Genomic DNA, 19,175 nt, shown 5'->3' with positions numbered 1-19,175 from the left:
GGCCTTCTTTGGGTCACACTGAAACTCAGACCCGCGGCTGCGGGTCTTTTTCCTTACGTGCCGAGGCATTTACATCGTGGGGCAGGTCAGGACGCGAGGCGTCGTCACGGTCATGCTGATCCCGCGTCTTGAACAGCGACAGCAGCACGCCCCCGAGCAACAGTGCCAGGGTCACTCCCAGTGACAGCAGCGCTGGTACTTCGCCGATCAGGCCGTGGTAGAAGATCTTGCAGCCGATGAAGATCAGCACCAGGGCCAGGGCGTATTTCAGGTACACGAAGCGGTGCATCAGCGCCGCCAGGGCGAAGTACAGCGAGCGTAGGCCGAGGATGGCGAAGATGTTCGAGGTGTAGACGATGAACGGGTCCTGGGTGATGGCGAAGATCGCCGGTACGCTGTCTACCGCGAACACCAGGTCGGCCAGTTCGATCAGCACCAGGGCGAGGAACAGCGGTGTCGCGTAGCGCAGGGCTTTCGACTTGCCGGGCGGGGTGAGGTGGACGAAGAAGTGCGCGCCGTGGATCTGCTCGGTGACACGTATGTGTCGCTTGACGAAGCGCAACACAGGGTTGTTGGCCAGGTCCGGATGGCTCTCTTCGTGGGAGGAGAACATCTTGATCCCGGTGAACAGCAGGAATGCGCCGAAGATGTACAGGACCCAGGCGAAGTTCTGCACCAGCGCAGCACCGACGCCGATCATGAGCGCCCGCAGGAACACGACGCCGAGGATGCCCCAGAACAGAACACGGTGTTGATAGCGGCGGGGGATGGCGAAGAAGCCGAAGATCATCGCCATGACGAAGACGTTGTCCATCGACAACGACTGCTCGACCAGGAACCCGGTGTAGAACTCCAGGGCCGATTGCGCGCCCAGTTCGTACCAGACCCAGGCGCCGAACAGCACGCCGACGCTGAAATAGCCCGAATACAGCAGCAGGCTTTCGCGCATCTCGATCTCGCGGTGTTTGCGGTGCAGTACGCCGAGGTCCAGGACCAGCAGGGCGGTGACGATAGCGATGAAGACCAGCCACAACCAAGTGCTGGTGCCGAGGAATGGTGTGAAGAGAAATGTCTGCAGAGTCGCCATGCGCCCCTCCTTGATTGTCGACGTTGCTGAGCAACAGTGATTCCGACATGGCGGCTTGGCAGCCGTCAGAGGGGCCCGGCATCACATGAGTTTCAGCCTAGACCGACTTCCCGGGGTTTCCGAACGGTGCCTGTAACATTTCGTTGCCTAGACCTCGGTTGCGCCTCCATCATCAGTACACCCACACCTCGACTCGGCGATTGCGCAGGCGCCCTTGTTCGAGGTCGTTGCCGGCCACCGGCAGGTCATCTCCCAGCCCCGTCACCTCCTTGACCTCCACACCGCCCCGGGCCAGTTCCCGACGCACGGCCATGGCCCGCAGGCGCGAGAGCAGTGCCGCACGTCCTGGCGTGGCCTTGGAGTCGCCAAAGCCGACGAGGACCGCCTTGTGCTGCAGCTTGCCGGTCTGGCGCAGGTACTCGGTAACCCGCTGGATGTCCCGCAGGGCCTTGTTGTCGAGGCTGGCGCTGCCTTCCTGGAAACGGAAGTTCACCGACAGACGCCGCGCCTCGCTGGCGAGGGTGCGATAGCGGGCTGGCATGCTGGCTTCGGCGGTTATCGGCAGGGCGTTTACCTGCTGGGAGATGAAGCCTTGTTCGGCGACGATGGCCTGGCCGGCCGGGCTCTGGGCGAATTCGGCCAAGGCTTGGGCCTGTGGCTTGGTGGCCTTGCCTGGCAAGTAGAAATACAGGCGGCGGGAGAGGGGATAGTCCTCGCTGGCGATCAGGGCAGGGGTGGGCAGCATGGACGGAGCCTGCCCTTCGGCGATGGCCAGGACCTTGGCGCCATGCACCGCCGCCAGGCTGCTGAAACCGATGGCCTGGCGGTCAGACTTGACCTGGTCGGCCAGCTCTTCGCCGGATTCGAAGCGCAGTGCCTGGGTTGCGAGACTGCTGTGATGTGGATCTAGCACCAGGGCCTTGAAGGTCTCGAAGGTGCCGGAGCGGTCGTCGCGGGTGTAGAGGCGGATCGCCCCGCCGGTGATACCCAGTTGCTCCCAATGGTTGACCTGGCCGGAGAAAATCTGCGCCAGTTGCGCGGTGTTCAGCTGTGGTAGCGGGTTGTCGGGGTGAACGATCACGGCCACACCGTCCAGGCCAATGACCTGCTCGGCGGCCGGGCTACGCAGATCTCCCAGGGCTTGCAACTGGCTGGCCTCGATGTCGCTGATCGGTCGTGAGGCGCTGGCCAGGTCGGCATCGCCGCTGCGCAAGGCGATGAAACCAGTACTGGAACCGTGGGCCGCGATATCGATCCGCAGTACTTGGCCCTTGGCGTCGCGGGCCTGGACCTGTACTTCGTTGAGCGCCGCGCCCGGCAGGGTTTCGATGGCGGTGGCGCCTTGCGCTTGCAACAGGCCACGCACCAGTGCCGGGGCCAGCGCTGCGCCGATGGTGTTGGACCCCTGGATACGCAACTGCGCCGGCTCGGCCAGAGCCAGCAGCGGTAGCAGGCAAAGCAGCAACGGAAGGAGACGGGGCATGCCGATCATGACCTGTGGCATAGAGTTGCCCAGGAGATTACGACAGTGGGATGAATGAAATATGACCGTGGTAGTAGGGCCGCTGCGCGGATTCTTGCAGTCGACACGAGACCTGTAGGAGTGGGCTTGCCCGCGATGCGCCGGCAGCCATCACTCAGAACGTCGGTGGGGTAATCACCCAGATCACCACAGCATCCTCCTTTCCAGGGTTGCCATAGCGGTGCGGCTCCTGGCTGGAAAAGCTGAAACTGTCACCTTCATTGAGCTGGAAGTGCCGTTCGCCAACCCACAACTCGAAGCACCCGGACAGTACATAGCCTGCTTCCTCGCCTTCATGGCTGTAGCTCTGCTGGCTGTAGGTCCCGGGTGGAAAGCGCGAGTGGAGGATCTCCAGGTGGCGGTTGGGTTGCGGGGTGAGCAACTGGTCGACGATGCCATCCTCGTAGTGCACGCTCAGGCGGCTGTGCTTGCGCACCACGTAGCCCTGGTCTTCGGGCGCGGTGGCGGCTTCGCTGGCGAAGAACCACTGGATGGTCACGCCCAGGCTCCGGGCGATGTTGAACAAGGCCGGGATCGATGGGTACGACAGGTTGCGTTCCAGTTGGCTGATGTAGCCGGCAGTCAGCTCGCTCTGCTGCGCCAGCTCCGTCAGGGTCATGCCGCGGCGCTTGCGCAGTCCGCGGATACGGGTGCCGAGGAACTGAGGTGCCGGGCTGCCGTCTTCGGCAGCGTTGGGCGGCAGGTGGGATTGCTGGCTCATCGGGATCGGTCCATCGGGAAAGCCCGAAGTATAAACAGCCTCAAACCGCGCAGGCGACTTTCAGGCCTTCGTAGATGGCTTCCTCGGCGGTGCGCGGTGCGAGGCAGTCGCCAATGCGCCGCACCTCCACAAGGCCGGTCAGGGACGCGGCCAGTTCGTCGTGGGGCTGGTGGCCCTGGCACAGCACCAAGGTGTCGATGCCTTCGTGGATCATCGGCTCGCCGCTGGCGGTGTGCTGCAGGTAGACGGTGTTGTCGTCGCAGCCATAGAGGCGGGCGTAGGGGATGACCGGGATGCCCAGCTTGTGCAGTTCTCCGGCCATCTGGTCGCGCACATAGAGGGGCAGGGACTCGCCACAGTGGGTGCCATTGACCGCCAATTGCACCTGATGGCCTTCCCGCGTCAGGCGTTCGGCGATACCTGGGCCGATCCAATCGCAGCGCCAGTCCACGACCATGACCGAGCGTCCCAGGGACACTTCATTGCGCAGTACCTGCCAGGCGTCTACCACCTGCAGTTCGCCGGCACGTTCGAAGGCTGGCCAATAGGGTGTGGCGCCGGTGGCGGCGATCACCAGGTCGGGGCGCTCGCGCTCGACCAGGGCACGGTCGACCCGGGTATTGCGCACCACACGCACACCGGCCAGTTGCATCTCCCGTTGCAGATTGGTGCTGGCGCCGCCGAACTCGCTGCGCCGGGGCAACAGTTGCGCCAGCAGGACCTGGCCGCCAAGTTGCGGGCCGGCTTCATACAAGGTGACTTCATGCCCACGAGCGGCAGCCACCGCAGCAGCCTTCATGCCGGCGGGGCCGCCGCCAGCCACCAGGATGCGCTTGCGCACGGCTGTCGGCTGCAACTGGCCGAACTGTTGTTCGCGGCCGGTTTCCGGGTGTTGGATGCAAGAGATCGGCAAGCCCCGGTGGAAGTGGCCGATGCATGCCTGGTTGCAAGCGATGCAGGCGCGCACGTCTTCAACCTGGCCTTGCAGGGTCTTGTTGGGCATCTCAGGGTCGCAGATCAGCGCGCGGGTCATGCCGCAGACGTCGGCCTGGCCACGGGCGATGATCAGTTCGGCTTCCTGGGGCTGGTTGATGCGCCCGGTGACGAACAGCGGGATGGCCAGGCGTGCCTTGAAGGTTCCGGCCTCGCGGGCCAGGTAGGCCGGTTCGATGGCCATGGGCGGAACGATATGGATCGCTCCGCCGAGGGAGGCGGACGTACCGGCGACGATGTGCACGTAGTCGAGCTGGTGCTGCAAGGCCTCGACGGCGGCCAGGGATTCGTCCTCGGTCAGGCCTTCGCTATCGCGCTCGTCGGCGCTGATACGCAGGCCGACGATGAACTGCTCGTCGGTGGCGGCGCGTACGGCGGCAATCACTTCGCGCACAAAGCGCAGGCGCTGCTCCAGTTCGCCGTTGTAGCCGTCGCTGCGCTGATTGACCCGTGGATTGAGAAACTGCGCGGGCAGGTAGCCGTGGCTGGCTACCACCTCGACGCCATCCAGCCCGGCCTGGTGCAAGCGTCGAGCGGCGTTGGCGTAGCCCTGGACGATCTCGTCGATCATCACTTGGTCGAGGGCCCGGGGCATGACACGAAAGCGCTCGTTGGGCACCGAAGAGGCCGAGTAGGCCACCGCCAAGAGTCCGTCGGCCGACTCCATGATCTCCCGTCCGGGGTGGAACAGCTGCGACAGCACCACGGTGTCATGGGCATGGCAGGCTTCGGCCAGGCGCCGGTAGCCGTCGATGCATTCATCGTCCGTGGCCATCAGCACATGGGAGGTGTAGCGAGCACTGTCGTGCACCCCGGCCACCTGCAGCACGATCAGCCCCACACCGCCTTCGGCGCGGGCGCGCTGGTAGGCGATCAGGCGTTCGTTGACCAGGTTGTCGGTGGGCATCGAGGTGTCGTGACCACTGGACATGATGCGGTTCTTCAGGCGCTTGCCACGGATCTGCAGCGGTTCGAACAGGTGGGCGAAGGCGGTCGACATGCGCTCAGGCTCCAGCGATGTGTTGTTATTGTTTTTCCATGAAAGTGTAGTGTCAGTAAAAAATCAACTTGTTTTTTTACTGGTCATTGACTAGCTTCGAAAAGGCTCCCGGCACTGGGGCGTACCTCACAACAACAAGAAATCGGGCTTGCCGCGCGTCATCCGGCGAGCACCGGCAGGAGGCACCATCGATGCAAGCATTTCCCCGTAAGACCGGTCTTTGCGCATTGTTTCTGGCTTTGGGCCTGGGCAGCGCGCAGGCGGCGCCGCAGATGGTCGTGGTCGGCTATGGCGGTGCCGGGCAGAAAGCCCAGGACGTGGCGATCTTCCAGCCTTTCAGCGCCCAGGACGGCAGCAAATTGATCCAGAGCGAATACAACGGCGAGATGGCGCGTATCCAGGTGATGGCCGATACCGGTAACGTCGACTGGGATGTGGTGCAAATCGAAGGGCCTGACTTGATGCGTGGCTGTGACGAAGGCATCTATGAGCGCCTGGACTGGCAACGTCTGGGCCACGCCTCGGAGCTCATTCCGGACGCCGCCCAGGAATGTGGCTCGGCGGCCCTGGTGTGGAGCGTGGCGATTGCCTATGACCGCGACAAGCTGGCCGAGGCACCGACCTCCTGGGCTGACTTCTGGGATGTGCAGAAGTACCCGGGCAAGCGCGGCCTGCGCAAGCGCGCGGTGTATAACCTGGAGTTCGCTTTACTGGCCGATGGGGTCAAGGTCGGGGACGTGTACAAGGTCCTGGCCACGCCTGAAGGGGTGGATCGTGCCTTCGCCAAGCTCAGCGAACTCAAGCCTCATATCCAGTGGTGGGATGCTGGCGCCCAGCCAGCGCAGTGGCTGGCCGCCGGCGATGTGGTGATGACCTCGACCTACAGCGGCCGTATCGCCGTCGCCGCCCAGCAGGGCAGCCCGTTGGCGGTGGTCTGGCCAGGCAGCCTGTATGGCATGGACTACTGGGCGATCATCAAGGGTTCGCGCCATACCGAACAGGCCAAGCGCCTGATCGCCTACGCCAACCAGGCGGACACCCAGGTGCGCTATGTCGAGCAGATACCCTATGGGCCGACCAACACCCAGGCGGCTGCCAGGCTCGATCCGGCCCTGGCGAACTGGGTGCCGACCTCGAAGGCGAACCTCGACGGGGCGCTGGCGATGGACGTGGAGTTCTGGGTCGACCATGGCGAGGAATTGGAACAACGCTTCAACGCCTGGGCCAGCCGCTGAGAGGGGCACCGCTGGACAGCCTATGCTGTCCAGTCCTACAGTCCGCTGCACCATGACGCCTGGGAGACACGACAATGACAATCCCCGCACAGGCTATCAACGAACGGCAGTTGCGCCAGGACCTGGCCGCCTGCTATCGCCTGATCGCCCACTTCCGCATGACCGACCTGATCTTCACCCATATCTCGCTGCGCATACCGGGGCCGGAACATCACTTCTTGATTAACCCCTATGGCCTGCTGTTCGATGAGATCACCGCCTCGAGCCTGGTCAAGATCGACCTGCAAGGGCATCCAGTGGAGCCGACGCCGCACCCAGTCAATCCCGCCGGCTTCGTCATTCATAGCGCCATCCATGGTGCTCGCGAGGATGCCCAATGCGTGCTGCATACCCACACCCGCGCCGGGTGTGCGGTGGCGGCGCTGGAGTGCGGCTTGTTGCCGGTCAACCAGATTTCCATGGAGTTCTACGGCAAGGTCGCCTACCACGACTATGAGGGCATTGCCCTGGACATGGACGAGCAGCAACGCTTGGTCGCCGACTTGGGCGACAAGCCGGTGATGATCCTGCGTAACCATGGGCTGTTGACGCTCGGCCGCAGTGTGGCGGAAGCCTTCCTGCGTATGTACTACCTGGAAAAGGCTTGCGAGATCCAGCTAGCCGCCCTGAGCGCTGGCCAACTGGTGCTGCCGTCCCATGAGGTGTGCGCGCACACCGAGCGCCAGTTCAATGAGCCGGCGCGGGTGTTGAAGGAAGGGGAGTTGGCGGACCCGGGGGCCTTCGAACTGGCCTGGGCCGCGCTGTTGCGGCTGCTCGACCGGGTGGCGCCGGATTATCGCGATTGATGCTGATCCTGCGTTTTGCAGGGGTACAGGAGCCCGCGTTAGCTGGCTCCTGCAGGGCACGCAGGGAACCTCTCAGCTCGCCTCAGGCACGATCATCTGCCTAGGCGCTTCTTGTGCGCGGCGCCGTGCCACCCAGTAATACAGCACGCTCGGCACCACCAGTCCGATGATCCAAGACAGGTCGACACCACCGAGGTACGCCACCAGCGGCCCGGTGTAGATCTTGGTGGCGATGAAAGGCATTTGCACCAGTACGCCGAGGGTGTAGACGATGATTCCCGGCCAGTTCCAGCGCCCGTAGCGGCCATTTGGGTCGGCGAGGGCAGGGATGTCGTAGCGCTCTTTGGTGATGAAGTAATAGTCCACCAGGTTGACCGCGCTCCAGGGTACGAAGAAGGTCAGCAGGAACAGGATGAACGACTTGAAGGCGGTGAGGAACGAGTGCTGCCCGAGCAGCGCCACCAGGGTCGCGGCTCCGACGATGCCAAGGACGAACACCAGGCGTTGGGTGCGGCTGATGTTCAAGTGCCCGCGAAAGCCGCTGATGATGGTGGCGATGCACATGAAGCTGCCGTAGGAGTTGAGCGTCGAGATGGTCACCTTGCCGAAGGCGATGCTGAAGTACAGCAACGCCGCCGTGGTGCCCACGCCGCCGAGGCCGACGATGTAGGCCACCTCACGGCCAGAGAACTGGCCATTGGCGATGGCTGCGGCGAACACGCCGAGCATCATCGAGGCCTGGGCGCCGAGCACCGAGCCCAGGCCGGCGGCGAGGAAGGTCTTCAGCGGCGAGGTGCGGCTGGGCAGGTAGCGCGAATAGTCGGCCACGTAGGGGCCGAAGGAGATCTGCCAGGACGCCGACAACGACACCGCCAGCAGGAACGAGGCCCAGCTGAAATGGCGGTTGTCCAGCAACTGGCCGATGTCGGCGATCATCAGGATGCGGCTGAACAGGTAGACGAAGGCGATGATCCCCAACACGCTGGCCAGGCGGCCAATCCAGTGGATCATGCGGTAGCCGAACACTGTGACCAGCACGATCACACTGGCGAAGATCAGGATGCCAGTGCTATCGCTGACGTTCAGCAACTGGCCGATGGCCTGGCCTGAGAGCACCGTGCCGGTGGCGGTGAAGCCCAGGTACATCAGGCACACCAGGGCCATTGGGATGGCCGCGCCGTAGACGCCGAACTGCACCCGGCTGGAAATCATCTGCGGCAGGCCTAGCCGCGGCCCCTGGGCAGCGTGCAGGGCCATCACCGCGCCGCCGATCAATTGCCCGAGCAGCAGCCCGATCAACGACCAGAACACATCACCCCCGAGCACCACGGCCAGGGCGCCGGTGACGATCGCGGTGATCTGCAGGTTGGCTCCCAGCCACAAGGTGAACTGACTGTAGACGCGTCCATGGCGTTCGGATTCAGGGATGTAGTCGATCGAGCGCCGCTCGATCAGGGGCTTGCTGGACATTGCTCGACTCCGCGTATTTGTTGTTGTCAGGCGGTGGCCATCGCTGGGACGCAGGGCAGATGGCCTGAGGCTGATATGATCATGTATATACAAGATCGGTCAAGTGAAGGATCTAGACACACTCAACCAGGCAAGAAAGGCCGGGCGGGCTGTTCCGCGATGAACCCAGCACCGGTGAAAGCAGATCCCAGGCCCAAGACAAGCTGCGCCATGCTGGCCTATAGGAAAGGAATATGCTTATGCTGTTACGAAATATTTCTAAAGAGCCTGGAGAAGAGGAGGCGCTATGCCGCTCAAGGACTTGCTGCTGGCGCTGGTGGTGATTGTCGCCTGGGGTGTCAATTTCGTGGTGATCAAGATTGGCCTCGATGGCCTGCCACCCATGTTGCTGGGAGGCTTGCGCTTCCTGCTGGTGGCCTTTCCCGCGATCCTGTTGGTCAAGCGTCCGCAATTGCCCTGGCGCTGGCTGATCGCCTATGGCGCGACGATTTCTCTGGGCCAGTTCGCCTTCCTGTTCCAGGCCATGTACAGCGGCATGCCCCCGGGGCTGGCCTCCCTGGTACTGCAATCCCAGGCGTTTTTCACTTTGTTCTTCGCGGCATTGTTCCTAGGCGAGCGGCTGCGCCCGGCCAGTGTGCTCGGTCTGCTGGTGGCCGCTGGCGGCCTGGCCCTGATCGGCAACGAAGACAGCAGCCACGTGCCGTTGCTGGCCCTGCTCCTGACCCTCTGCGCCGGCGCCATGTGGGGCATGGGCAATATCATCACCCGGCGTTTCGGCTCGGTCGACCTGGTGGCCCTGGTGATCTGGGGTGGCCTGATTCCGCCATTGCCGTTCTTCGCCCTGTCCTGGTGGCTGGAAGGGCCCGAGCGCATCAGCCATGCGTTGTTGAACATCGGTTGGAGCTCGGTGCTGGCCCTGGCCTATCTGGCCTTCATCGCCACCATGCTCGGCTACAGCTTGTGGAGCACGTTGCTTTCGCGTCATCCCGCGGGCAAGGTGGCACCGTTCTCGCTGCTGGTGCCGGTGATCGGCCTGAGCTCCTCGGCCTGGTTGCTGGGTGAACGGCTGAGCCCGCTGCAGGGCTGGGGCGCGTTGCTGGTGATGTTCGGCCTCCTGATCAATGTGTTCGGCCCACGCCTGGGTCAGCGTCTGCGTGCGGCAGTTTGCTAAGATCGCTTCCTTTGCCCCGGCGCCAGCCGGGGTGTGCACAAGGAGCATCCCATGATCATCACCACCACTAGCCAACTCGAAGGGCAGCCGATTGCCAGTTACCTGGGCATCGTCAGCGCCGAGTCGGTGCAGGGGGTCAACTTCGTCCGGGATTTCTTCGCCCGTTTTCGCGACATCTTCGGGGGGCGCTCACAGACCCTGGAAAGCGCCCTCAAGCAAGCCCGTGAACAGGCCACCGAGGAACTCAAGGCCCGCGCACGCCTGTTGCAAGCTGATGCCATTGTCGGTGTCGATTTCGAGATCAGCATGCCCAGCGTCCAGGGTGGCATGGTCGTGGTGTTCGCGACCGGTACGGCGGTGCGGTTGAAATAAAGCCTTCTGCCATTGGTCGGGCTGGGTTCTTTTTGCCCAATAGGTCTGCAAATGACCGGCTAGTCTCATTTCAACAGGACCGGCGTTTTTTCAGGCAAATACTCTGTTTGCCGACACCGGTTCACCGTCGGAGGGAGACAGGGCATGAGCGAATCCTATTTCGAGGACATGGGTGACGAGTTCCCAATCAACAACCAAGTGCGCTGTGGCCAATCGGCTTTTCGCCTGGGTTTTGCCAACATGACGCTGGACGAGTCGGAGCAACTCAAGCCCGGCCATCTGCAGCGCAGCAAAAAGGGCCGCTTCACCCCCAGGGTGCCACCGAAAAGGTGAGTCAGCGCCCCACACCCCGCTCATCCCACAGTGGGCTTGCCTTGTGGGAGCGGCCTTGTGTCGCGATGGGCTGCGTAGCAGCCCCACTTGAAGGCCCTCCAGCTTAAGTGAACAGCATTACGCTCAATGGCGGGGATTTTTTGGCTTTCTTTGATCTTGCTCATGGCTCCGGCGGGTTGCACTCGCCGGATTGTTGCGACTGTGTCTTACTATCGCGGCATTTCAATACAGGAGGATTGAGTTCCATGCGCATCAGGGAAGAGACCTATTGGCAATGGGCCGACGCACAGCTGCACAGCCGTTGCCATGACGAGGAGCTTTGCGACGGCACCAGCATCGATGTGCAGGTACGGCTGTCGCGCCTCGGCGCCACGCAGTTGTTTCTCGGCTTGTATTCCCGGCAAGGCAAGGCCTTGGTCGAGGAGTACTACCCGGCTCGTCCGGGCGAGACCATGACCCGGGCACTGGTATGGGGCGTGGACCGGGCACGGGCCTTGGCGACTGGCGCATTGCCGCTGGAGTCTGCGCGGCAAGCGCTTCGTCAGGCCTGAGTGTGACGGTTGCGGCTGGCCTGGACGATGCGCTGGGCCGGCACCTGCAACTGGCGCAGCAGGTAGTCTGCGAAGGCTGCCGACCAGGGTTGCTGGGCGATGGCTTGGCGCATGCAACCCAACCAGATGGCGCTGTGCGCCTCATCGATCGGCCACTGGGCATGGAAGGAGGGGATAGCGATCGAGCCGTAGCGTTCACTGTAAAGACGTGGGCCGCCGAGCCAACCGCTGAGGAAGCAGGCCAGCTTGTCCCGTGAGCTGGCCAGGTCTTCAGGGTGCATGCGGCGTACGCTGGCAGCGGTGGGGCTTTCGTCCATGAGTCGGTAGAAATCGTCCACCAACCGGCGCAGGCCATCGATTCCGCCAGCGGCCTGGTAGGAGGTATCGCCAGTGCCGAATGCAGGGGTGTTCATCGAAAGTCTCCAGGCAGTGAACGCGTCGGGCGCCATTCTAGCCGGTTGCCGGTCTTTCCCCCAGGTATGAAAAAGCCCGGCCTTTTGGGCCGGGCAAGAAACAGGGCAATGCAACTCAATTCAGTGGGTCGATCACCTTCACTGCCTGCTGCTCACGGGCGGCAGGCCATTCTTGTTGCAGGGTCTGCAGGACGCGGCCGACGAATTCGGTATCGGCGGCGGCCTTCTTGCCGACGTAGCCCAGGCCACGGCGGTAGACCTTGAAACGGGCGCGCATGCTAGGCATGTGCTCTTCGAACTCATCCTCGACTGTGTTCGGCGGCAGGCGGTCGAGGCGAACCTCGCCCGTCTGGCTGACCCACAGGAGGTGGTCGTCGAGGCTGTCCTTGCGCGCGGCGAACAGCTGAGCCAATTGGTCGATCGTGGGTTGGTCGTTCAAGTTCATCATAAAGCCCCCTATTACCCATTCATTGGTCATTTCACGCTTGGCGCCACAACATGTAGCGCACTACCAAGGCTGCTACAGCAGCACCGCAACAGGGGCTTTCTTCACGCTGCCTTTTGGACAGTTCCCTCTCCACGGACGGCCTGCGTTACCGCGCAGGCCGTCTGGAACACCCTTGCCACCGCTCCCGATCGGGGAGACGGCCTCATCATGCCCAAGGCTGATGAACGGCGTCAACCGTTTTGTAGTGAAAAAATTCCATCACTACATCTTGTCTGACAATCCGTCTTATTGCTCCAGGACCGAGAGTATTTCGTGAGCTGCGCGTACCCGCTCGCCGTTCGGATAATTCTTGTTGGCCAGCAGGACGATGCCCAGCCCACGCGAAGGCACGAAGGCCAGGTAGGCGCCGAAGCCACTGGTGGAACCGGTCTTGTTGTACCAAGCCTGGGGCAGTGCCGGGCTTGCCGGGCGCAGGCGCTTGATTGGTTGTGGTTCGAGGGCCATGTCTGCGCTGTTGCCGTGTTGCAGGGTGTCGAGGCTGACCGGATAAGGGTAGCGCTCCCAGCCCAGACCCTGGGTCATGGCGCCGACCTGGAAGTAGCCGGCCTGGGTGATAGTGATGGCTTGGCGCAGGTTGGTGTCCAGAGGGGCGGGATGCAGGTTCAGGCGCGCGTAGCGCAGCAGGTCGACGGCACTGCTCTTCAGGCTATAGGCTTCATCGCCCAATGGGCCCGGGGTGACCCGCACTGGACGGTCTTGGGCGTCGTAGCCCTGGGCATAGAGACTTTGCTGGCTGGCAGGAACCTGCAGGTAGGTATGTGCCAACCCCAACTGCGGCAACAGTTGCTGTGCCATCACTGTGGCAAAGGGCTTGCCCTGGCTGCGAGCCGCCAGGTAGCCGAACAGGCCCAGGCTCGGGTTCGAGTAGCAGCGTTGGCTGCCATTGGCGGCACGCGGTTGCCAGTGTTGATAGAAGGCCAGGACCTGCTGCGGTGTCTTGACCTCGTCGGGAAACTGTAGCGGCAGGCAGCCGGCGCTGTAGGTGCCGAACTCAAGGACGCTGGCATCGCCCAGTGGTGTGCCACTCAAGGCTGGCAGGTAGCGGTTGGCGGGGGCCTCCAGATCCAGCTTGCCTTCGGCGTGGGCCAGGGCGGCGAGGGTGGCGGTGAAGGTCTTGGTCAACGAACCGATCTCGAACAGGGTGTCGCGGCTTACCGGTTGGTGCTCGGCCTTGTTGGCCATGCCGTAGGTGAAGTAATGCTCATGGCCATCGGCGATTACGGCCACCGCCATGCCGGCAATGCCCTGCTGTTGCATCAGGGGGTGGATGACCGCATCGACCCGCGCCTGCAGTTTGTCGTCGGTGGTGTCGGCTGCAATGGCCTGGTTGGCGCTGATAACCAGCAGAGCTAGCGCTGCCAGGGCTGGCGCGCGGGGAGGGGCAAGGTGCATGATCAGACTCCTGTCATTCGATGGAGGCCCAGGCGGGCTGCCGGGGGCGCGGCTAATCTAGGTCAGCCCAGGTTTGGTGACAAAGGATCATTTTTCAACGCAGTCATTAGAAAATCTTGGGGTCAGCATGCTTCGTCCACACCTGCCGCTCAATGCGCTTCGCGCTTTCGAAGCCTCCGCCCGGCACCTGAGTTTCACCCGGGCGGCCATTGAGTTGTGCGTGACCCAAGCGGCGGTCAGCCATCAGGTCAAAGGCCTGGAGAGACAACTCGGCGTGGCCCTGTTCAAGCGCCTGCCGCGCGGGTTGCTGCTCACCAATGAAGGTGAGCGCTTGCTACCGGTGCTTACCGATTGCTTCGACCGTATTGCCGGCACGCTCGGCCAGTTCCAGGGCGGCCACTACCGGGAGGTCCTGAGCTTGGGCGTGGTGGGCACCTTCGCGGTAGGCTGGTTGCTGCCGCGTCTGGGGGATTTCCAGGCACGCCACCCGTTCATCGACTTGCGCCTGTCGACCCACAACAACCGGGTCGACCTGGCTGCCGAAGGGCTGGATTTCGCCATTCGTTTCGGGGCTGGCGCCTGGCACGGCACTGAGGCCTTGCCGCTGATGACCGCGCCGTTGTCGGTGTTGTGCATTCCGTTCTTGGCCGATCAGTTGCGCAGCCCCGAAGACCTGCTCCAGCACACGTTGTTGCGCTCCTACCGCAGCGACGAGTGGCCCGAATGGTTTCGCGCAGCGGGTGTGGAAACTGGGGCAAGGCCGCTGCGCAGCATCGTCTTCGACAGTTCGCTGGGCATGATGGACGCGGCGCTGCAAGGCGTTGGTGTTGCCCTGGCGCCACCGGCGATGTTCAGCCGGCTGCTGGTCAGCGAGCAGGTCCGCCAGCCGTTCGCGGTATGCATAGAGACTGGCCGTTACTGGCTGACGCGTTTGCAGTCACGAGGCGAGACGGCGGCGATGCAGGTGTTCAGGGAGTGGTTGCAGGACGCCCTGGGCGGCGTCGATAGTGAGCCAGACCCGCCAGTGCAGTCAGCCCTGGGCCCTGCGACCGCGTAGGAACTCGCCGGGCGATAGGCCAAAGTGCTTGCCGAATGCCGCGATGAACGCCGACAGCGAAGCATAGCCACAGTCCAGCGCCACATCGGTGACCCTTTCACCGCGCTCCAGCGCCGGCAGCGCGCTGAGCAGGCGCACGCGTTGGCGCCAGAGGCGGAAGGTCAAGCCGGTTTCACGTACGAAGCGGCGGCTCAGGGTCTTTTCCGAAACACCCTGTTGCCCGGCCCAGTCGGCGAGGCTACGTGGGTCGTCCGGGGCCTCCTGCAGCCACTGGCACAGTTGACGCAGTTGCTGGTCGCGGGGCAGTGGCAGCAGCAAGGGCTCTTCCCGGGCGCTGGCGAGTTGGTCCAGCAGCACCTGTACCAGGCGGCCATCAGGGCCCTGTTCATCGTATTCCATTGGCAGGTCGGCAAAGGCCTGGATCAGTTCGCCGAGCAGGGCAGTGACGGCAATCACCCGGCACTGTCCGGCAGGCCAGGGCAGCGCCGTTTGCTCGATGTACAGGCTACGGATGCACGTCTCGGGCGGGCAACTCACCCGGTGTGGCACCTGCGCGGCAATCCAGACTGCGCGCTGCGGAGGAACCAGGTACAGGCCTTGTGCGGTGCGCACTTCGAGTAGGCCACTGCGGGCATGGGACAACTGCCCCCAAGGGTGCTGGTGGCGGTAGTCCAGGGCGATGTTCGACAGGCCACCGGCATGCCCGTAGACCGGGCGCGGCAGATGCTCCAGTTGTTCGAGGCGTGGCTCGTGGTGTCCGTTCAGCGACACTGGCAGGGGTTCCGGCGTTAGCAAGACAGGAGGCCAGACCTTATCGTTTGGCCTTACATAATGACAAGCCGGAACCTGCCATGAAGTACTTGCGGATGCTCTTCGACAATTTCACCCTGGCGCTGCTCGGGGTGGTGTTGATCGCCACGCTGTTGCCCTGTGAAGGCAACGGTGCCTTGCTGTTTGGCTGGTTGACCAACCTGGCCATTGGCCTGCTGTTCTTCCTCCACGGTGCCAAGCTGTCGCGCGAAGCGATCATCGCCGGTGCCGGGCACTGGCGCCTGCACCTGCTGGTGTTCTGCTGCACCTTCGTGATGTTTCCCTTGCTTGGCCTGGCCTTCAAACCGCTGTTCCTGCCGTTGGTGGGCAATGAGTTGTACCTGGGCGTGCTCTACCTGTGCGCGTTGCCGGCCACGGTGCAGTCAGCCATTGCCTTCACCTCGCTGGCCCGTGGTAACGTGCCGGCGGCGATCTGCAGCGCAGCGGCGTCGAGCTTGCTGGGAATCTTCCTGACGCCGCTGCTGGTGGTGATGTTGCTGGGGGCCGATGGCGATACCGGCTCTGGCCTGGACGCGGTGCTGAAGATCGTCATGCAGCTGCTGGTGCCTTTCGTTGCCGGTCAGATCGCCCGCCGCTGGATCGGTGCCTGGGTCAGGCGCAATGCACGCTGGCTGAAGATCGTCGACCAGGGCTCGATCTTGCTGGTGGTCTACACCGCGTTCAGTGATGCAGTGGTCAGTGGCCTGTGGCACAGCGTGTCGCTGGAGCACCTGATTGGTCTGTTTGCCGTGTGTGGCATCCTCCTGGCGGTGGTTCTGCTGGGCACCCGCCTGCTTGGGCGCGCCTTGGGTTTCAGCCTGGAAGACCGCATCACCATCCTCTTTGCTGGCTCGAAGAAGAGCCTGGCCACCGGCGTGCCCATGGCCCAAGTGCTGTTCGTAGGCAGTGGCATTGGCGCGATGATCTTGCCGCTGATGCTGTTTCACCAGATCCAACTGATGGTCTGCGCAGTGCTGGCGCAGCGCTATGCCAGCCGGGAAGAGGCTGGCGAGGAAGTGTCGGCGGCGTCCTGACCCGATAACACCTTGCAAGGCGTGGGCTTCACCCGTGATCGAGGTCGAAGGCCACGCCGAGCATTCAGCGCGCCAGCCCTGACGCTCGCTCGCGCAGGGCCTTCCTCACTTGTGCCTCGATCTCATAGGCCGGCGCCTCGATGCTCTCGAAGTCTCGGGTATAGCGTCGGGCGAACTCCTCCACGCCCCACTCTTGGTACTGCTGCACATGCTTGAGCTCGTGGGCCCACAGCGCGACATTGTCCTCGGCATCGCGGGCATGGCGGAAGATGATGGTGTCGATCAGGGTTACGGCGTTGACGTCGGGGTTGCGCAGCAGGGCATTGGCGGCGCTGACCTGCTGTTCGTCACCGACCCGGTAGCGCGCAGCGTCCAGCACGGCGAAGTCGTACCAGGGCTCCAACTGCACACGGATATGCAAGGGAAGAGGCTGGCTGCCACGGGCAGTGGCTTCGTCACGGGCCTGTTGCAAGGCGATGGCCAGACTGGTCGAGGCCACGCGTTCGACATCCCGCAGCACCTGGCCGACCTGGCCGAGGTCAATGGGGGAGCAGAAGCAGGTGCCCAGGCAGACCTGATATTGCCCGGTCGGGCAGGCCTCCTCAGTGTGGGCTTGCAGGGGCAGCGCCAGAGCCAGGGCCAGCAGCGTGCTGCTAGCGCTCTTCATGCAGGGCTTGCATCACCAGGTGGCGGCTGGCGTCCAGCACCTGGGTCTGGACGTCCTCGCTGGCCAGCATGCGGCCCACCACCAGGGCGCCCACGCATTGGCTGATCAGCGCCCAGGCCAGCTCAGGGTCTTCGAGGGTGCTGGCCCAGGCCTCATGCAGGGTGACCAACCAGTGCTCGGCTTCTTCGCGCACAGCCTGGTCGGCGCGGGCGATCTCGACGCCCAGCGGAGGCAGGGGGCAACCACCTTCCGGGTTGTGCAGGTGGGCCAGGCTCAAATATTGCTCCAGGCAGCGCTGCAGGCGGGCACGGCTGGCACCTTCGCGAGCCAGGCGGGCCAGTGGACTGTTCGACAGTTCGCGTCGCACCACTTCGCTGAACAGGTCATCCTTGGACGGGAAGTGGTTGTAGAACGCCCCGCCGGTCAGGCCGATGGCCTTCATTAGGCCAGCCACGCCGGTGCTGGCAAAGCCGCCGCGCTTGGCCAGCGCGCCGCTGCTTTCCAGCAGTTTCTGGCGGGTCTGTTGCTTATGTTCGGTGGTGTAGCGCACGGGGGCCTCGGCAGCGTTGGCTTGACGATGGGCGGATCATAGCATAGCGTTCGTTTACTAAATGATCGTTTATCAAAGGAGGCGCCATGCAACAGTTCGACAAGGTGGTCCTGGTGATAGGGGCCGGCGATGCGACCGGCGGCGAAATCGCCAAGCGCTTTGCCCGCGAGGGCTACACCGCCTGTGTGACCCGGCGCCAGGCTGACAAGTTGCAGCCACTGGTGGACGAGATCCGCGCCGCAGGTGGCCGGGCCCATGGCTTCGCCTCGGATGCGCGCAAAGAGGAGGAGGTGGGGGAGTTGATCGAGACCATCGAGCGCGACATCGGCCCGATCGAAGCCTTTGTGTTCAATATCGGGGCCAATGTGCCGTGCAGCATCCTCGAGGAAACCCCACGCAAGTACTTCAAGATCTGGGAAATGGCCTGCTTCGCCGGTTTCCTCACCGCCCAGGCGGTGGCGCGGCGCATGGTCACTCGTGAGCGCGGCACCATTCTTTTCACCGGTGCCACCGCAGGTCTGCGTGGCGCCGCCGGGTTCGCCGCCTTCGCCGGGGCCAAGCATGGCATCCGCGCCCTGGCCCAAAGCATGGCCAGGGAGCTGGGGCCGCGCAATATCCATGTGGCCCACGTGGTGGTCGACGGTGCGATCGACACGGCCTTCATCCGCGATAATTTCCCTGAACGCTATGCCCTCAAGGACCAGGATGGCATCCTCGATCCTGCCCATATCGCCGATAACTACTGGTACCTGCACAGCCAGCCTCGCGATGCCTGGACTTTCGAGCTGGACCTGCGCCCGTGGACAGAGCGCTGGTAATCCCGTCTACCGCCATTAAGGATCACCTTTCCATGAGCAAGACCGTCGAGTTCTTCTTTGACTTGGGCAGCCCGGCCAGCTATCTGGCCTGGACCCAACTGCCCGGCCTCTGTGCCCGTCACGGTGCCCAACTGGTGTACCGGCCGATGCTGTTGGGTGGCGTCTTCCAGGCCACCGGTAATGCCTCGCCGGTCATGGTGCCGGCCAAAGGGCGCTACATGCTCACCGACCTGCAGCGCTTTGCCACGCGCTACGGCGTGACCTTGGCGCTGCCGCCTGGATTTCCGGTCAATACCCTAGGCCTGATGCGCGGGGTGATCGGCACTCAGTTGCAACACCCGGAGCGTTTCGATGATCTGCTCAGCGCGCTGTTCAACGGCCTCTGGGTGCAACGGCGCAACCTGTCCGATGCCCGGTTGCTCGACCAGACACTGGAACAGGCCGGTTTCGACCCCGCCGGGTTCCATGATCTGGCGGGTCAGCCCGAGGTGAAGGAGGCGCTCAAGCGCGCCACTGACGAAGCGGTGGCCAGGGGCGTGTTCGGCGCGCCGACCTGCTTCGTCGGCGAGCAGATGTTCTTCGGCCAAGACCGCCTGGATTTCGTCGCGCAAGCCCTGGCCTGAGGC

21 protein-coding genes are annotated in these 19,175 nt (G+C 63.5%); 10 read left to right on the top strand and 11 right to left on the bottom strand.

All coding sequences use genetic code 11. The features are described from left to right. Nucleotides 1–25: 25 nt before the first annotated feature. The 4 genes from ACYU03_RS14530 to ACYU03_RS14515 form a co-directional block, all read right to left on the bottom strand. On the bottom strand, nt 26–1,087 hold the full coding sequence (locus ACYU03_RS14530; RefSeq protein ID WP_461885276.1) for a TerC family protein: 1,062 nt from the start codon (nt 1,085–1,087) through the stop codon (nt 26–28). A 172-nt stretch (nt 1,088–1,259) separates the two neighbouring features. Continuing rightward, nucleotides 1,260–2,570 (bottom strand): substrate-binding domain-containing protein, encoded by a 1,311-nt coding sequence (locus ACYU03_RS14525; protein ID WP_461885275.1) that lies wholly within the window; start codon nt 2,568–2,570, stop codon nt 1,260–1,262. 154 nt (nt 2,571–2,724) lie between these two features. Continuing rightward, nucleotides 2,725–3,330, bottom strand: a complete 606-nt coding sequence (locus ACYU03_RS14520) for a helix-turn-helix domain-containing protein (protein ID WP_461885274.1) — start codon at nt 3,328–3,330, stop codon at nt 2,725–2,727. Nucleotides 3,331–3,370: 40 nt separating this feature from the next. After that, nucleotides 3,371–5,323: an oxidoreductase gene (locus tag ACYU03_RS14515; RefSeq protein WP_461885273.1), complete on the bottom strand. Its 1,953-nt coding sequence runs from the start codon at nt 5,321–5,323 to the stop codon at nt 3,371–3,373. 191 nt (nt 5,324–5,514) lie between these two features. Here ACYU03_RS14515 and ACYU03_RS14510 point away from each other — a divergent pair, with 191 nt between their 5' ends. Further along, on the top strand, nt 5,515–6,558 hold the full coding sequence (locus tag ACYU03_RS14510) for an ABC transporter substrate-binding protein (RefSeq protein WP_461885272.1): 1,044 nt from the start codon (nt 5,515–5,517) through the stop codon (nt 6,556–6,558). 74 nt (nt 6,559–6,632) lie between these two features. After that, nucleotides 6,633–7,403 carry a class II aldolase/adducin family protein gene (locus ACYU03_RS14505; RefSeq protein ID WP_461885271.1) on the top strand — a complete coding sequence of 257 codons (771 nt, stop codon included), beginning with the start codon at nt 6,633–6,635 and terminating at the stop codon, nt 7,401–7,403. 72 nt (nt 7,404–7,475) lie between these two features. On the opposite strand, the gene ACYU03_RS14500 is transcribed toward ACYU03_RS14505, so the two are convergent. Then, nucleotides 7,476–8,873: a purine-cytosine permease family protein gene (locus tag ACYU03_RS14500; RefSeq protein ID WP_461885270.1), complete on the bottom strand. Its 1,398-nt coding sequence runs from the start codon at nt 8,871–8,873 to the stop codon at nt 7,476–7,478. 286 nt (nt 8,874–9,159) lie between these two features. Between ACYU03_RS14500 and ACYU03_RS14495 the strand changes: the two genes are divergently transcribed. From ACYU03_RS14495 to ACYU03_RS14480, 4 genes are all read left to right on the top strand, one after another. Next, nucleotides 9,160–10,044 (top strand): EamA family transporter, encoded by an 885-nt coding sequence (locus ACYU03_RS14495; RefSeq protein WP_461885269.1) that lies wholly within the window; start codon nt 9,160–9,162, stop codon nt 10,042–10,044. Nucleotides 10,045–10,095: 51 nt separating this feature from the next. Further along, nucleotides 10,096–10,416 carry a YbjQ family protein gene (locus ACYU03_RS14490; protein ID WP_461885268.1) on the top strand — a complete coding sequence of 107 codons (321 nt, stop codon included), beginning with the start codon at nt 10,096–10,098 and terminating at the stop codon, nt 10,414–10,416. Between the two features lie 144 nt (nt 10,417–10,560). Then, on the top strand, nt 10,561–10,749 hold the full coding sequence (locus tag ACYU03_RS14485) for a hypothetical protein (RefSeq protein WP_461885267.1): 189 nt from the start codon (nt 10,561–10,563) through the stop codon (nt 10,747–10,749). A gap of 245 nt (nt 10,750–10,994) precedes the next feature. Continuing rightward, entirely contained in the window at nt 10,995–11,300 is a 306-nt protein-coding gene (locus ACYU03_RS14480; RefSeq protein ID WP_461885266.1) for a hypothetical protein, read from the top strand. Here the strand turns inward: ACYU03_RS14480 and ACYU03_RS14475 are convergent. The 3 genes from ACYU03_RS14475 to ampC all read right to left on the bottom strand — a co-directional run bounded on the left by ACYU03_RS14475 (nt 11,291) and on the right by ampC (nt 13,613). Then, the gene (locus tag ACYU03_RS14475; RefSeq protein WP_461885265.1) at nt 11,291–11,713 is read right to left on the bottom strand and encodes a group II truncated hemoglobin; all 423 of its coding nucleotides are present in this window, start codon (nt 11,711–11,713) and stop codon (nt 11,291–11,293) included. The genes ACYU03_RS14480 and ACYU03_RS14475 overlap by 10 nt on opposite strands. Before the next feature lie 115 nt (nt 11,714–11,828). Then, nucleotides 11,829–12,161 (bottom strand): hypothetical protein, encoded by a 333-nt coding sequence (locus tag ACYU03_RS14470; RefSeq protein WP_461885264.1) that lies wholly within the window; start codon nt 12,159–12,161, stop codon nt 11,829–11,831. 285 nt (nt 12,162–12,446) lie between these two features. Continuing rightward, nucleotides 12,447–13,613, bottom strand: coding sequence for a class C beta-lactamase (ampC, locus tag ACYU03_RS14465; protein ID WP_461885263.1), 1,167 nt, complete (start codon nt 13,611–13,613; stop codon nt 12,447–12,449). Nucleotides 13,614–13,740: 127 nt separating this feature from the next. Between ampC and ACYU03_RS14460 the strand changes: the two genes are divergently transcribed. Next, complete coding sequence (locus ACYU03_RS14460; protein WP_461885261.1) at nt 13,741–14,670, top strand: LysR family transcriptional regulator; 930 nt, start codon at nt 13,741–13,743, stop codon at nt 14,668–14,670. Here the strand turns inward: ACYU03_RS14460 and ACYU03_RS14455 are convergent. After that, nucleotides 14,644–15,441, bottom strand: coding sequence for an AraC family transcriptional regulator (locus ACYU03_RS14455; RefSeq protein ID WP_461885260.1), 798 nt, complete (start codon nt 15,439–15,441; stop codon nt 14,644–14,646). The two genes, ACYU03_RS14460 and ACYU03_RS14455, sit on opposite strands and share 27 nt — an antisense overlap. A gap of 80 nt (nt 15,442–15,521) precedes the next feature. Between ACYU03_RS14455 and ACYU03_RS14450 the strand changes: the two genes are divergently transcribed. Further along, nucleotides 15,522–16,514, top strand: coding sequence for a bile acid:sodium symporter family protein (locus ACYU03_RS14450; RefSeq protein WP_461885259.1), 993 nt, complete (start codon nt 15,522–15,524; stop codon nt 16,512–16,514). 64 nt (nt 16,515–16,578) lie between these two features. Here ACYU03_RS14450 and ACYU03_RS14445 read toward each other — a convergent pair whose 3' ends face one another. Continuing rightward, entirely contained in the window at nt 16,579–17,181 is a 603-nt protein-coding gene (locus ACYU03_RS14445) for an eCIS core domain-containing protein (protein WP_461885258.1), read from the bottom strand. Next, entirely contained in the window at nt 17,168–17,731 is a 564-nt protein-coding gene (locus ACYU03_RS14440) for a TetR/AcrR family transcriptional regulator (protein WP_461885257.1), read from the bottom strand. The genes ACYU03_RS14445 and ACYU03_RS14440 overlap by 14 nt, the downstream gene beginning before the upstream one ends. 86 nt (nt 17,732–17,817) lie before the next feature. Between ACYU03_RS14440 and ACYU03_RS14435 the strand changes: the two genes are divergently transcribed. Beyond that, complete coding sequence (locus tag ACYU03_RS14435) at nt 17,818–18,549, top strand: SDR family oxidoreductase (protein ID WP_461885256.1); 732 nt, start codon at nt 17,818–17,820, stop codon at nt 18,547–18,549. A 32-nt stretch (nt 18,550–18,581) separates the two neighbouring features. Then, a complete protein-coding gene (locus ACYU03_RS14430) occupies nt 18,582–19,172 on the top strand; it encodes a 2-hydroxychromene-2-carboxylate isomerase (RefSeq protein WP_461885255.1) in 591 nt (196 codons plus the stop codon). Nucleotides 19,173–19,175 lie beyond the last annotated feature (3 nt).

The organism is Pseudomonas sp. X10, from assembly GCF_054889225.1.
This window is presented reverse-complemented; position numbering and strand designations above follow the sequence as displayed.

Bases quoted from the DNA above. Each gene is read 5' to 3' on its own strand.
- ACYU03_RS14530 (WP_461885276.1), bottom strand. From the start codon at position 1,087: ATGGCGACTCTGCAGACATTTCTCTTCACACCATTCCTCGGCACCAGC.
- ACYU03_RS14525 (WP_461885275.1), bottom strand. From the start codon at position 2,570: ATGCCCCGTCTCCTTCCGTTGCTGCTTTGCCTGCTACCGCTGCTGGCT.
- ACYU03_RS14520 (WP_461885274.1), bottom strand. From the start codon at position 3,330: ATGAGCCAGCAATCCCACCTGCCGCCCAACGCTGCCGAAGACGGCAGC.
- ACYU03_RS14515 (WP_461885273.1), bottom strand. From the start codon at position 5,323: ATGTCGACCGCCTTCGCCCACCTGTTCGAACCGCTGCAGATCCGTGGC.
- ACYU03_RS14510 (WP_461885272.1), top strand. From the start codon at position 5,515: ATGCAAGCATTTCCCCGTAAGACCGGTCTTTGCGCATTGTTTCTGGCT.
- ACYU03_RS14505 (WP_461885271.1), top strand. From the start codon at position 6,633: ATGACAATCCCCGCACAGGCTATCAACGAACGGCAGTTGCGCCAGGAC.
- ACYU03_RS14500 (WP_461885270.1), bottom strand. From the start codon at position 8,873: ATGTCCAGCAAGCCCCTGATCGAGCGGCGCTCGATCGACTACATCCCT.
- ACYU03_RS14495 (WP_461885269.1), top strand. From the start codon at position 9,160: ATGCCGCTCAAGGACTTGCTGCTGGCGCTGGTGGTGATTGTCGCCTGG.
- ACYU03_RS14490 (WP_461885268.1), top strand. From the start codon at position 10,096: ATGATCATCACCACCACTAGCCAACTCGAAGGGCAGCCGATTGCCAGT.
- ACYU03_RS14485 (WP_461885267.1), top strand. From the start codon at position 10,561: ATGAGCGAATCCTATTTCGAGGACATGGGTGACGAGTTCCCAATCAAC.
- ACYU03_RS14480 (WP_461885266.1), top strand. From the start codon at position 10,995: ATGCGCATCAGGGAAGAGACCTATTGGCAATGGGCCGACGCACAGCTG.
- ACYU03_RS14475 (WP_461885265.1), bottom strand. From the start codon at position 11,713: ATGAACACCCCTGCATTCGGCACTGGCGATACCTCCTACCAGGCCGCT.
- ACYU03_RS14470 (WP_461885264.1), bottom strand. From the start codon at position 12,161: ATGATGAACTTGAACGACCAACCCACGATCGACCAATTGGCTCAGCTG.
- ampC (WP_461885263.1), bottom strand. From the start codon at position 13,613: ATGCACCTTGCCCCTCCCCGCGCGCCAGCCCTGGCAGCGCTAGCTCTG.
- ACYU03_RS14460 (WP_461885261.1), top strand. From the start codon at position 13,741: ATGCTTCGTCCACACCTGCCGCTCAATGCGCTTCGCGCTTTCGAAGCC.
- ACYU03_RS14450 (WP_461885259.1), top strand. From the start codon at position 15,522: ATGAAGTACTTGCGGATGCTCTTCGACAATTTCACCCTGGCGCTGCTC.
- ACYU03_RS14445 (WP_461885258.1), bottom strand. From the start codon at position 17,181: ATGAAGAGCGCTAGCAGCACGCTGCTGGCCCTGGCTCTGGCGCTGCCC.
- ACYU03_RS14435 (WP_461885256.1), top strand. From the start codon at position 17,818: ATGCAACAGTTCGACAAGGTGGTCCTGGTGATAGGGGCCGGCGATGCG.
- ACYU03_RS14430 (WP_461885255.1), top strand. From the start codon at position 18,582: ATGAGCAAGACCGTCGAGTTCTTCTTTGACTTGGGCAGCCCGGCCAGC.